At 70.0% G+C, this 12812-nt stretch carries 8 protein-coding genes; 2 read left to right on the plus strand and 6 right to left on the minus strand.

Features of this window, described 5'->3' with window-relative positions; all coding sequences use genetic code 11:
* Window positions 1-21 precede the first annotated feature (21 nt).
* Genes ACFYO2_RS01555 through ACFYO2_RS01565 form a run of 3 tightly spaced genes read right to left on the minus strand, consistent with a single transcriptional unit; the run spans window position 22 to window position 2652 of the window.
* Entirely contained in the window at window positions 22-1179 is a 1158-nt protein-coding gene (locus ACFYO2_RS01555) for an acetyl-CoA C-acetyltransferase (protein ID WP_388342499.1), read from the minus strand.
* 26 nt (window positions 1180-1205) lie between these two features.
* Window positions 1206-1841, minus strand: a complete 636-nt coding sequence (locus ACFYO2_RS01560) for a TetR/AcrR family transcriptional regulator (protein ID WP_388342501.1) — start codon at window positions 1839-1841, stop codon at window positions 1206-1208.
* 25 nt (window positions 1842-1866) lie between these two features.
* On the minus strand, window positions 1867-2652 hold the full coding sequence (locus tag ACFYO2_RS01565) for an SDR family oxidoreductase (protein WP_388342504.1): 786 nt from the start codon (window positions 2650-2652) through the stop codon (window positions 1867-1869).
* Between the two features lie 44 nt (window positions 2653-2696).
* Here ACFYO2_RS01565 and ACFYO2_RS01570 point away from each other — a divergent pair, with 44 nt between their 5' ends.
* Together ACFYO2_RS01570 and ACFYO2_RS01575 are read left to right on the plus strand one after the other, a co-directional pair.
* Window positions 2697-3839 (plus strand): acyl-CoA dehydrogenase family protein, encoded by a 1143-nt coding sequence (locus tag ACFYO2_RS01570; RefSeq protein WP_388342507.1) that lies wholly within the window; start codon window positions 2697-2699, stop codon window positions 3837-3839.
* Window positions 3839-4825, plus strand: a complete 987-nt coding sequence (locus ACFYO2_RS01575; protein WP_388342509.1) for an acyl-CoA dehydrogenase family protein — start codon at window positions 3839-3841, stop codon at window positions 4823-4825. The genes ACFYO2_RS01570 and ACFYO2_RS01575 overlap by 1 nt, the downstream gene beginning before the upstream one ends.
* Window positions 4826-4828: 3 nt before the next feature.
* Here the strand turns inward: ACFYO2_RS01575 and ACFYO2_RS01580 are convergent, their stop codons facing one another.
* The 3 genes from ACFYO2_RS01580 to gltB form a co-directional block, all read right to left on the minus strand.
* Window positions 4829-6484, minus strand: a complete 1656-nt coding sequence (locus tag ACFYO2_RS01580) for a cytochrome bc complex cytochrome b subunit (RefSeq protein ID WP_388342511.1) — start codon at window positions 6482-6484, stop codon at window positions 4829-4831.
* A 194-nt stretch (window positions 6485-6678) separates the two neighbouring features.
* Window positions 6679-8142 (minus strand): glutamate synthase subunit beta, encoded by a 1464-nt coding sequence (locus tag ACFYO2_RS01585; RefSeq protein ID WP_388342513.1) that lies wholly within the window; start codon window positions 8140-8142, stop codon window positions 6679-6681.
* A complete protein-coding gene (gltB, locus tag ACFYO2_RS01590) occupies window positions 8135-12727 on the minus strand; it encodes a glutamate synthase large subunit (protein WP_388342515.1) in 4593 nt (1530 codons plus the stop codon). Before gltB ends, ACFYO2_RS01585 begins: the two co-directional genes overlap by 8 nt.
* Window positions 12728-12812 lie beyond the last annotated feature (85 nt).

Here is a 12812-nt window from a genome sequence, read left to right on the forward strand (position 1 = left end):
CTCGCGATGTCGTCGAGCGGCCTACAGCCTCTCGATGACCGTGACATTCGCCTGCCCGCCGCCCTCGCACATCGTCTGGAGTCCGAACCGGCCGCCGGTGCGTTCCAGTTCGTGCAGCAGGGTCGTCATCAGCTTGACGCCCGTCGCGCCCAGCGGATGCCCGAGGGCGATCGCACCGCCGTTGACGTTCACCTTGTCGGGGTCCGCGCCGGTCTCCTTCAGCCAGGCCAGGACGACCGGGGCGAAGGCCTCGTTGATCTCGACGAGGTCGATGTCGTCGAGGGTGAGGCCGGTCTTCTTCAGGGCGTGGGCGGTGGCCGGTATGGGCGCGGTCAGCATACGGATGGGGTCCTCGCCGCGTACGGAGAGATGGTGCACGCGCGCGCGTGGGCGCAGCCCGTGCTCGTGCACCGCCCGCTCCGAGGCCAGCAGCATGGCCGCCGCCCCGTCGGAGACCTGCGAGGAGCAGGCCGCGGTGACGGTGCCGCCGTCGATGACGGGCTTCAGCGCGGCCATCTTCTCCAGGGAGGTGTCCCGGCGCGGGCCCTCGTCGACGGCGGCCTGGCCGTACGCCACGATCTCCCGCTCGAAGCGGCCCTCGTCGATGGCCCGCAGTGCCCGCCGGTGCGACCGCAGCGCGAACTCCTCCTGGTCCTGCCTGCTGATGCCCCACTTGGCGGCGATCATCTCGGCGCCGACGAACTGGTTCACCGCCCGGTCCCCGTACCGCGCCCGCCAGCCCTCGCTGCCCGCGAAGGGCCCCTGCGTGAACCCGAGGGGCTCGGCGGCCTGCCGGGTCGCGAAGGCGATCGGGATCTGCGACATGTTCTGCACGCCACCGGCGACGACCAGGTCCTGCGTCCCGGACAGCACGGCCTGCGCGGCGAAGTGCACGGCCTGCTGCGAGGAGCCGCACTGCCGGTCCACCGTCACGCCCGGCACCTCCTCGGGCAGCCCGGCCGCCAGCCAGCAGGTCCGCGCGATGTCCCCGGCCTGCGGCCCCACGGTGTCGAGGCAGCCGAAGACGACGTCCTCGACGGCCGCCGGGTCGACACCGGCTCGGGCGACCAGCTCCTTCAGCACATGCGCGCCCAGGTCGGCCGGATGGACCCCGCTCAGTCCTCCCCCGCGCCGCCCCACGGGCGTACGGACCGCTTCGACGATGTAGGCCTCGGCCATGGCGACTCCCCAGACTCCCCATTGAGTTACGTGCGTACGGCGATCCCGTCCAGCACCATCGACAGGTACTGCCGGGCGATCTCCTCCGGGCTGTGCTGTCCACCGGGCCGGTACCAGGACGCGGCGACCCACACGGTGTCGCGCACGAACCGGTAGGTGAGCCGGACGTCGAGGTCGGCCCGGAACACCTCGGCGGCGACCCCGCGCTCCAGCGTGGACAGCCATGCCTTCTCGAACCTGCGCTGCGACTCGGCGAGGAACGCGAACCGCTCCTGTGCGACGAGTTGCTTGCTCTCCTTCTGGTAGATGGCGACGGCCGCGCGGTGCCGGTCGATCTCCCGGAACGACTCGGTGACCAGGGCTTCGAGGGTCTCGCGCGGCCCGAGTTCGCCGCCGAGGACGGTGTCGTAGCCGCCCCAGAGCTCGTCGAGGAAGGTCCGCAGGATCTCCTCCAGCATCGATTCCTTGGAGTCGAAGTGGTAGTAGAGGCTGCCCGCGAGCATGCCCGCGTGGTCCGCGATCTTGCGGACGGTGGTGGCGTTGTAGCCCTGCTCGGCGAAGACCTCGGCTGCGGTGTCGAGGAGTTCGCGGCGGCGGTCGCGAGCGGCGGCGGTCGCGGGGGGCTCTGTGGCGGTCACCTGGGGGCTCTTCTTCGTAGGCACGGATCCATTGTCGGCTGCTCAGGTCTCAGGGGTGTCGGCTGCTCACGGAGACGACCTCTCCGGTCATGTACGAGGAGTAGTCCGACGCCAGGAACACGATCACGTTGGCCACCTCCCACGGTTCGGCGTACCGCCCGAAGGCCTCACGCGCGGTCAGCTCCTCCAGCAGCTGAGCCGAGGTCACCTTCGCCAGGTGCGGGTGCATGGCGAGGCTCGGTGACACGGCGTTGACCCGCACCCCGTACTCGGCCGCCTCCATCGCCGCGCACCGGGTCAGCGCCATCACGCCCGCCTTCGCGGCGGCGTAGTGCGCCTGTCCGGCCTGGGCACGCCAGCCGACGACGGAGGCGTTGTTGACGATCACACCGGCTCCGGTCGGCTTCATCGACCGGAGGGCGGCCCGGGTGCACCGGAAGGTGCCGTTCAAGGTCACGTCGAGCACCCGCGACCACTGCTCGTCCGTCATCTCGACGAGGGGCGAAGTCCCACCGAGCCCCGCGTTGTTGACCACGACGTCCAGCCGTCCGTGCTCCTGTACGGCGGCGTCGAACAGTGCCCGCACCTGTGCCTCGTCGGTGACATCACAAGGGACGGCTGCCACCGCCCCCGGAAACTCCCGGCTCAGCTCGGCCTCGTGCTCCTTCAGCCGGCGCGCGTGGGCGTCGCTGATCAGCACGCGCGCGCCCTCCTCCAGGAAGCGGCGCGCGGTCGCCCCGCCGATCCCCGCGCCCGCCGCCGCCGTGATGACGGCCGTGCGCCCGCCGAGCAGGCCGTGACCGGGAACGTAAGCCGGAGCCTCGACGTTCTTCATGACAGCACGCTAACCTACCAAACACTTGTTAGGGAAGGAGAGTGATGGTGGACCTGGCCCACTCTGCCGCCGACGAGGCGCTCCGCACCGAGGCCCGGACCTGGCTGCACGCGAATGTGCCGACCTCCCCCCTCCCCTCCCTGGAGACGGAGGAGGGCTTCGCGGCGCACCGCGCGTGGGAGGCCGAACTCGCCGCGGACCGCTGGTCGGTGGTGAACTGGCCGACGGCCTACGGCGGCCGGGACGCGGGCCTGATCGGGTGGCTGCTCTTCGAGGAGGAGTACTACGCGGCGGGCGCTCCGGGAAGGGTCGGCCAGAACGGCATCAGCCTCCTCGCCCCGACCCTCTTCGACCACGGCACCGAGCAGCAACGCGCGCGCGTGCTCCCGCCCATGGCCCGCGGCGAGGTGATCTGGGCGCAGGCCTGGTCGGAGCCGGAGGCGGGTTCGGACCTGGCGTCCCTGAGATCGAGGGCGGTCCGTACGGACGGCGGCTGGCTGTTGAGCGGCCAGAAGACCTGGTCGTCACGGGCGGCCTTCGCGGACCGCGCGTTCGGCCTGTTCCGCAGCGACCCGGACACCCCGAAGCCGCACCAGGGCCTCACCTGCCTGATGTTCGACCTGCGCGCCCCGGGCGTCACGGTCCGCCCGATCGGCCGCCTCGACGGAAAGCCGGCCTTCGCGGAGCTCTTCCTGGACGAGGTGTTCGTGCCCGACGAGGACGTGATCGGCGAGCCCGGGCAGGGCTGGCGGGTCGCCATGTCGACAGCGGGCAACGAACGCGGCCTGACCCTGCGCTCCCCCGGCCGCTTCCTCGCGAGCGCCGCCCGGCTGTCCGAGCTCTGGCAGGCACAGGGCCGCCCGGCCGGCACGAGCGACCGCGTGGCCGACGCCCTCATCGGCGCCCGCGCCTACCAGCTCTTCACCTACGCCGCCGCCTCCCGCTTCCTCGACGGCGAGTCGATCGGCCCCGAGTCCAGTCTCAACAAGGTCTTCTGGTCCGAGTACGACATCGCGCTGCACGAGACGGCGCTCGATCTCCTCGGCCTGGAGGGCGAGTCGGCCGACACGGACTGGTGTGAGGGCTACGTCTTCTCCCTCGCCGGCCCGATCTACGCCGGCACCAACGAGATCCAGCGCGACATCATCGCCGAGCGCCTGCTGGGCCTGCCGAAGGGACGCCGCTGATGCGCTTCCTCCTGGACACCGAACAGCGCGCGTTCGCCGACGCGCTGGAAGCGATGCTGACGGCCGCGGACACGCCTTCGGTGATACGGGACCGAAGCCGGGGCGAACACACGAGCGGCCGTGCGCTGTGGCGCCGGATCGCGGAGGCGGGCGTGTTCGCGCTGGCGGTACCGGAGGCGTACGAGGGGGTGGGCCCCCGGCCCGTGGAACTCGCCGTCGCCTTCGTGGAGTTGGGGCGGCACGCGGTGCCGGGGCCCTTGGTGGAGACGGTCGCGGCGGCCGCGCTGCTCGCCGGGCTGGACGACGCGGGGCCGGCCAAGCGCCTGCTGCCCGCGCTGGCTTCGGGCGAGTCGACGGCGACGCTGGCGGTGGGGCCGTACGCGCTGGACGCGGACATCGCCGACCTACGGCTGGCGGTGTCCGGTGCGACCGAGCTGCGCCTGACGCCCCCTGTGCCCGGCGCCCCGCGGCCCTGCCTCGACCCCGCCCGTCGGCTCTTCCCTCCACCGGCCGGAGGGGAACTCCTCGCCACCGGCCCACAGGTCACCACTGCCACCGCCCTGGCTCTCACCTGGGCCCGCCTCGCCACCGCCGCCCAGGCCCTCGGCGTCGGACTCACTCTCCTCGACAAAACCGTCGCCTACGTCAGGCAGCGCATCCAATTCGGTGTCCCCACAGGCTCGTTCCAGGCCGTCAAACACCAGCTGGCCGACGCGAAGATCGCGCTGGAGTTCGCACGCCCCCTGCTCTTCGGCGCCGCCCTGACGATGACGGACCAAGACGTCGCCGCCGCGAAGGTCATGGCCTGCGAGGCGGCGTACACCACCGCTCGTACGGCCCTCCAACTGCACGGCGCGATCGGCTACACGGCGGAGTACGACCTGTCCCTCTGGCTCACCAAGGCGCGCGCCCTGCGCACCGCCTGGGGCAGCCCCGACGAGTGCCGGGCAACCGTCCTCCTCAGTGAGGGTGATCGCCGCTCGTGAGTTTCAGTGGTGGTGATCGCCGCTCGTGAGCTCCCGGTACTCCTCGACCGTCGGCTTCGGGATCCGCGTGTCGGGCCCGAACATCGCCTTGGCCAGTCGCGCCCGCACCCGCTGGGAGACCTTCACCGGCCGCCGTACACCGCCCGCGTCGACGAGCCGCCCGATCTCGTACGGCGGCTCCTGCTCGTGCTGGGTGAGCGTGTGCAGGTGTGCCTGCGAGAGGGGTTCGTGGACCTCGACGAACTCGCCGTGCGGGAGCCGTTTGATGGTGCCGGACTCCCTGCCGTGCAGCACCTTGTCCCGGTCGCGGCGCTGCAGCCCGAGACAGATCCGCTTCGTCACCATGTAGGCGAGGACCGGCATCACGAAGACGGCGATGCGCACGAACCAGGTGATCACGTTGATGGACAGGTGCAGATGCGTGGCCACGATGTCGTTGCCGCCGCCGATCAGCAGCACCGCGTACAGGCTCAGCCAGGCGGCCCCGAGGCCGGTGCGCACGGGTGCGTTCCGCGGCCGGTCCAGGATGTGGTGCTCGCGTCTGTCGCCGGTGATCCATGCCTCGATGAACGGGTACAGCCCGATGGCGAGCAGGATCAGCGGGAAGAGCGAGAAGGGGATGAAGACGCCCGGCTCCAGGGTGTGGCCCCAGAAGTTGATCTCCCATCCCGGCATCACCCGGATCAGCCCCTCGGAGAAGCCCAGGTACCAGTCGGGTTGGGCGCCGGTGGTCACCAGGTCCGGGCGGTACGGCCCGAAGGCCCACACCGGGTTGATGCTGGCGATGCCGCCCATGATGGCGAGGGCGCCGAAGACGAGGAAGAAGAAGCCGCCCGCCTTCGCCATGTAGACCGGCAGGAAGGGCATGCCGACAATGGATTTGTTGTCGCGGCCGGGCCCCGGGTACTGCGTGTGCTTGTGGTAAAAGATCAGGATCAGATGGGCGACCACCAGGCCGAGCATGATCCCGGGCAGCAGCAGGATGTGGACCGGGTACAGCCGCGCGATGAAGTCCTCCCCGGGGAACTGCCCGCCGAAGAGGAAGAACGCCAGGTACGTTCCCACGATCGGTACGGACAGGATCGCGCCGTGTGCGAAGCGCAGACCGGTGCCGGACAGCAGGTCGTCGGGGAGCGAGTAGCCGGTCAGGCCGGTGACGATGCCGAGGAACAGCAGGGTCCAGCCGAACACCCAGTTGACCTCGCGCGGCTTGCGGAAGGCGCCGGTGAAGAACACCCGCATCATGTGCACCAGCATGCCGGTGACGAAGACCAGCGCGGCCCAGTGGTGGATCTGCCGGATGAGCAGCCCGCCGCGCACGTCGAAGCTGATGTCGAGCGTGGACTCGTAGGCCCTGGTCATCAGGACGCCGTTGAGCGGTTCGTAGGAGCCGTTGTAGACGACCTCGGTGGTGCTCGGATCGAAGAACAGGGTGAGGTAGACACCGGTGAGGATCAGGACGAGGAAGCTGTAGAGGCAGACCTCGCCCAGCATGAACGACCAGTGGTCCGGGAACACCTTGCGCATGTTGGCCTTGGCCAGCGCGAAGAGTCCGAGCCGCCCGTCCGCCCAGGTGGCGAGCTTCTCGCCCTTGGCGGGGGGCTCCCTGCGGGAGCGGACGGAACGCGTCGTCTCGTCCGCCGGTCGTACGCCGTCCATACGTCGTCGCCTCCCCGTCGGATCCAATCCAGATTGACACGACGGTCACCCCTGGGCCAACGGTGCGAGCGGACGAGTGAGCAGGAAATGTCACCGCACATGCGGCGGCGCCTGCCCATGTCCGGTCGGGGACTGGGGCAGGCGCCGTCTCGTGTTCCGTACGCCTTTGTACGGGACGCTTTTTTATGTGGCCGTCAGACCATCAGCGAGCGGTCGGTCGGCCGGATCGGGGCGTGCAGCTCGCTGTCACCGGTCAGGAAGCGGTCGACGCCGCGCGCGGCCGAGCGGCCCTCGGCGATCGCCCACACGATGAGCGACTGGCCGCGGCCGGCGTCACCGGCGACGTAGACGCCCGGCACGTTGGTCTGGAAGTCGGCGTCGCGGGCGATGTTGCCGCGCTCGTCGAGCTCCAGGCCGAACTGGTCGACCAGGCCGTTCTCGCGGTCGGTGCCGGTGAAGCCCATGGCGAGGGTGACCAGCTGGGCGGGGATCGTGCGCTCCGTGCCCGGCTTCTGGGTCAGCTTGCCCTCGACGAACTCGACCTCGGTGAGGTGCAGCCACTGGACGTTGCCGTCCTCGTCGCCCTCGAAGTGGGTGGTGGAGACGGAGTAGACCCGCTCGCCGCCCTCCTCGTGCGCGGAGGTGACCTTGTAGAGCATCGGGAAGGTCGGCCACGGCTGGGAGACCGGGTTCCGGTCCTCATTCGGGCGGGGCATGATCTCCAGCTGCGTGACGGAGGCCGCGCCCTGGCGGTGGGCGGTGCCCACGCAGTCGGCGCCGGTGTCACCGCCGCCGATCACGACCACGTGCTTGCCCTCGGCCGAGATCGGGGGCGCCACGAAGTCGCCCTCCTGCACCTTGTTGGCCAGGGGCAGGTACTCCATGGCCTGGTAGATGCCCTTGAGCTCGCGGCCCGGGACCGGCAGGTCACGCGCGGTCGTCGCACCGGCGGCGATCACGATCGCGTCGTACCGCTTCTTCAGGTCGGTCGCCTTGAGGTCGCGGCCGATCTCGATGCCCGTACGGAAGCGGGTGCCCTCCGCGCGCATCTGCTCGATACGGCGGTTGATGTGCCGCTTCTCCATCTTGAACTCGGGGATGCCGTACCGCAGGAGCCCTCCGATGCGGTCCGCGCGCTCGTAGACGGCGACGGTGTGGCCGGCCCGGGTGAGCTGCTGGGCGGCGGCCAGGCCCGCGGGGCCCGAGCCGATGACCGCGACCGTCTTGCCGGACAGGCGGTCAGGGGCCTGCGGGGCGACGTCACCGGTCTCCCACGCCTTGTCGATGATCGAGACCTCGACGTTCTTGATGGTCACCGGCGGCTGGTTGATGCCCAGCACACACGCCGACTCGCAGGGAGCGGGGCACAGGCGGCCCGTGAACTCCGGGAAGTTGTTCGTGGCGTGCAGCCGCTCGGAGGCGTTCGCCCAGTCCTCGCGGTAGGCGTAGTCGTTCCACTCGGGGATCAGGTTCCCCAGCGGACAGCCGTTGTGACAGAACGGGATGCCGCAGTCCATGCACCGGCTGGCCTGCTTGCTGATGATCGGCAGCAGGGAGCCGGGAACGTAGACCTCGTTCCAGTCCTTCAGACGTTCCTCGACGGGGCGGGACCTGGCGACCTCGCGCCCGTGGTTCAAAAAGCCCTTCGGGTCAGCCATTGATCGCCGCCTCCATCATCTTCTCGGTGATCTCGGTCTCGGTGAGACCCGCTCGCTCGGCGGCGTCCTTGGCGGCGAGCACTGCCTTGTACGTGCTGGGGATGATCTTGCTGAAGCGCTCCAAGGAGGCGTCCCAGTCGGCGAGCAGCTTCTCGGCGACCGTCGAGCCGGTCTCCTCGGCGTGGCGGCGCACCACGTCGTGCAGCCATTGCTTGTCGTCATCGGAGAGGGCCTCGATGGCGCCCACGTTGCCGATGTTGACGTTGTCGCGGTTCAGGTCGATGACGTACGCGACACCGCCGGACATGCCGGCCGCGAAGTTGCGTCCCGTCTCGCCGAGGACCACCGCGTGACCGCCGGTCATGTACTCGCAGCCGTGGTCGCCCACGCCCTCGGAGACGACCGTCGCGCCGGAGTTGCGGACGCAGAACCGCTCGCCCGTCCGGCCGCGCAGGAACAGCTCGCCGCTGGTCGCGCCGTACGCGATGGTGTTGCCCGCGATCGTCGAGAACTCGGCGAGGTGGTCGGCGCCCCGGTCGGGACGGACGATCACCCGGCCGCCGGAGAGGCCCTTGCCGACGTAGTCGTTGGCGTCGCCTTCGAGGCGCAGTGTGACACCGCGCGGCAGGAAGGCGCCGAAGGACTGGCCGGCGCTGCCGGTGAAGGTGATGTCGATGGTGTCGTCGGGCAGGCCCGCGCCACCGAACTTCTTCGTCACCTCGTGGCCGAGCATGGTGCCGACCGTGCGGTTGATGTTGCGGATGGCGACCTGGGCGCGCACCGGCTGGGCGTCGGTCGCGGAGTCCGCGGCCAGGGCGTCGCCGGCGAGCTTGATCAGCTCGTTGTCGAGCGCCTTCTCCAGGCCGTGGTCCTGCGCGATGACCTGGTGGAGCGGGGTGCCCTCGGGCAGCTGGGGCACGTAGAAGAGCGGAGTCAGGTCCAGGCCCTGCGCCTTCCAGTGGTTGACGGCCCGCTCGACGTCGAGGGTCTCGGCGTGGCCGACGGCCTCCTCGATGGTGCGGAAGCCCAGCTCGGCGAGGATCTCGCGAACCTCCTCGGCGATGAACCGGAAGAAGTTCACGATGTACTCGGCCTTGCCGGTGAACCGGTCGCGCAGGACCGGGTTCTGGGTGGCGATGCCGACCGGGCAGGTGTCCAGGTGGCAGACGCGCATCATGACGCAGCCGGAGACGACGAGCGGCGCGGTCGCGAAACCGAACTCCTCGGCGCCGAGCAGCGCGGCGATGACGACGTCACGGCCGGTCTTCAGCTGACCGTCGGTCTGCACGACGATGCGGTCGCGCAGGCCGTTGAGCAGCAGCGTCTGCTGGGTCTCGGCGAGACCGAGCTCCCAGGGGCCGCCCGCGTGCTTGAGCGAGGTGAGCGGGGAGGCACCCGTACCGCCGTCGTGGCCGGAGATGAGCACCACGTCCGCGTGCGCCTTCGACACACCGGCGGCGACCGTGCCGACGCCGACCTCCGAGACCAGCTTCACGTGAATCCGCGCCTGCGGGTTCGCGTTCTTCAGGTCGTGGATCAGCTGGGCCAGGTCCTCGATGGAGTAGATGTCGTGGTGCGGCGGCGGGGAGATCAGACCGACACCCGGAGTCGAGTGCCGGGTCTTGGCGACCCACGGGTAGACCTTGTGGCCGGGCAGCTGACCGCCCTCGCCGGGCTTGGCACCCTGGGCCATCTTGATCTGGATGTCGTCGGCGTTGACCAGGTACTCCGACGTCACGCCGAAGCGGCCGGAGGCGACCTGCTTGATCGACGAGCGGCGGGCCGGGTCGTACAGGCGGTCCGCGTCCTCGCCGCCCTCACCGGTGTTGGACTTGCCGCCCAGCTGGTTCATGGCGATGGCGAGCGTCTCGTGGGCTTCCTTGGAGATGGAGCCGTACGACATGGCGCCCGTCGAGAAGCGCTTGACGATCTCGCCGACCGGCTCGACCTCGTCGATGGAGATCGGCTGCCGGTCGGACTTGAAGCCGAACAGGCCGCGCAGCGTCATCAGGCGCTCGGACTGCTCGTTCACGCGCTCGGTGTACTTCTTGAAGATGTCGTAGCGGCCGCTGCGCGTGGAGTGCTGGAGGCGGAAGACCGTCTCCGGGTCGAACAGGTGCGGCTCACCCTCGCGGCGCCACTGGTACTCACCGCCTATGTCGAGGGCGCGGTGCGCGGGCGCGATGCCGCTCGCCGGGTACGCCTTCGCGTGGCGGGCGGCGACCTCCTTGGCGATGACGTCGAGGCCGACGCCGCCGATCTTGGTGGCCGTACCGCGGAAGTACTTCTTGACGAACTCCTCGTCCAGGCCGACCGCTTCGAAGACCTGGGCGCCGCGGTAGGAGGCGACGGTCGAGATACCCATCTTCGACATGACCTTCAGGACGCCCTTGCCGAGGGCGTAGATCAGGTTGCGGATGGCCTGCTCGGGCTCGATGGCCTGCAGGAAGGTGCCCGCGCGGACCAGGTCCTCGACGGACTCCATGGCCAGGTACGGGTTCACGGCCGCGGCGCCGAAGCCGATGAGCAGGGCGGCGTGGTGGACCTCGCGGACGTCGCCGGCCTCGACCAGCAGGCCCACCTGGGTGCGCTGCTTGGTGCCGATGAGGTGGTGGTGGACGGCTGCGGTGAGCAGCAGCGACGGGATCGGCGCGTGCTCGGCGTCGGAGTGGCGGTCCGACAGGACGATCAGCCGGGCGCCGTTCTCTATGGCGGCGTCGGCCTCGGCGCAGATCTCCTCGAGGCGCGCGGCGAGGGCCTCACCGCCGCCGGAGACCCGGTACAGACCGGACAGGGTCGCGGCCTTCATGCCCGGCATGTCGCCGTCGGCGTTGATGTGGATGAGCTTGGCCAGCTCGTCGTTGTCGATGACCGGGAAGGGCAGGACGACGCTGCGGCAGGAGGCGGCGTTCGGGTCGAGCAGGTTGCCGGCCGGGCCCAGCGACGAGCGCAGGGAGGTGACGAGTTCCTCGCGGATCGCGTCCAGCGGCGGGTTGGTGACCTGGGCGAACAGCTGGGTGAAGTAGTCGAAGAGCAGGCGCGGACGCTCGCTCAGCGCGGCGATCGGCGAGTCCGTGCCCATCGAACCGATCGGCTCGGCACCTGCCTTGGCCATCGGCGCGAGGAGGACGCGCAGCTCCTCCTCGGTGTAGCCGAAGGTCTGCTGACGGCGGGTGACAGAGGCGTGCGTGTGCACGATGTGCTCGCGCTCGGGCAGGTCGGACAGCTCGATCTCGCCGGCTTCGAGCCACTCGGCGTAGGGCGCCTCGGTGGCGAGCTGCGCCTTGATCTCGTCGTCCTCGATGATGCGGTGCTCGACGGTGTCGACGAGGAACATCTTGCCGGGCTGCAGGCGGCCCTTGCGGACGACCCTGGAGGGCTCGATGTCGAGGACGCCGACCTCGGAGCCGAGGACGACGAGGCCGTCGTCGGTGACCCAGTAGCGGCCGGGGCGCAGTCCGTTGCGGTCCAGGACCGCGCCGACCTGCTTGCCGTCGGTGAAGGTGACACAGGCCGGGCCGTCCCAGGGCTCCATCATGTTGGAGTGGAACTGGTAGAAGGCGCGCCGGGCCGGGTCCATGGAGTCGTGGTTCTCCCACGCCTCCGGGATCATCATCAGCACGGAGTGCGGCAGTGAACGGCCGCCCAGGTGCAGGAGTTCGAGCACCTCGTCGAAGGAGGCCGAGTCGGAGGCGTCGGGCGTACAGATCGGGAAGACCCGGTCCAGGCCCTTGTCGCCGAACAGGTCGGAGACCAGCTGCGATTCGCGGGCGACCATCCAGTTGCGGTTGCCCTTGACGGTGTTGATCTCACCGTTGTGCGCGACGAAGCGGTACGGGTGCGCGAGCGGCCAGCTCGGGAAGGTGTTCGTCGAGAAGCGGGAGTGGACGAGCGCGATGGCCGAGGCGAAGCGGCGGTCGGACAGGTCCGGGAAGAAGGGCTCCAGCTGGCCGGTGGTCAGCATGCCCTTGTAGACGATGGTCCGCGCGGACAGCGACGGGAAGTACACGTCGACCTCGCGCTCGGCGCGCTTGCGCAGCACGAACGCCTTGCGGTCGAGGGTGATGTCCTCCGAGACGCCGTCGGCGACGAAGATCTGCCGGAAGACGGGCATCGTCGACCGGGCGGTGGCGCCGAGCAGTTCGGGGGCGACCGGCACCTCGCGCCAGCCGAGGACCGTCAGGCCCTCCTCGGCGGCGATCGTCTCGATCCGCGAGACGGCGTCCTCGAGCCCGTCCTCGGGCAGGAAGGCGGTGCCGACCGCGTACGCACCGGCCGCGGGCAGCTCGAAGGCGGCCACCTCACGGAAGAAGGCGTCCGGCACCTGGGACAGGATGCCCGCGCCGTCGCCCGAGTCGGGCTCGGAGCCGGTGGCACCGCGGTGCTCCAGGTTGCGCAGAACCGTGAGCGCCTGCTCGACCAGCGCGTGGCTCGCCTCGCCGGTGAGGGTGGCCACGAAGCCGACGCCACAGGCGTCGTGCTCGTTGCGGGGGTCGTACATACCCTGCGCAGCAGGGCGAGCATCCATGAAGGACCAGTTCTGGCCATTCGTGGAGTGCTGGGACGGCTGGCGCGGCGTACGCATCGGCTCTCCCGTCGTCGTCAAGTGGCATATGCAGATTGCCGAGGGACGACGTTGGCCCTCTGCGTGAGTGCAAAATTTCGTGCAG

Source organism: Streptomyces sp. NPDC006602, from assembly GCF_042870385.1.
GTDB lineage: Bacteria > Actinomycetota > Actinomycetes > Streptomycetales > Streptomycetaceae > Streptomyces.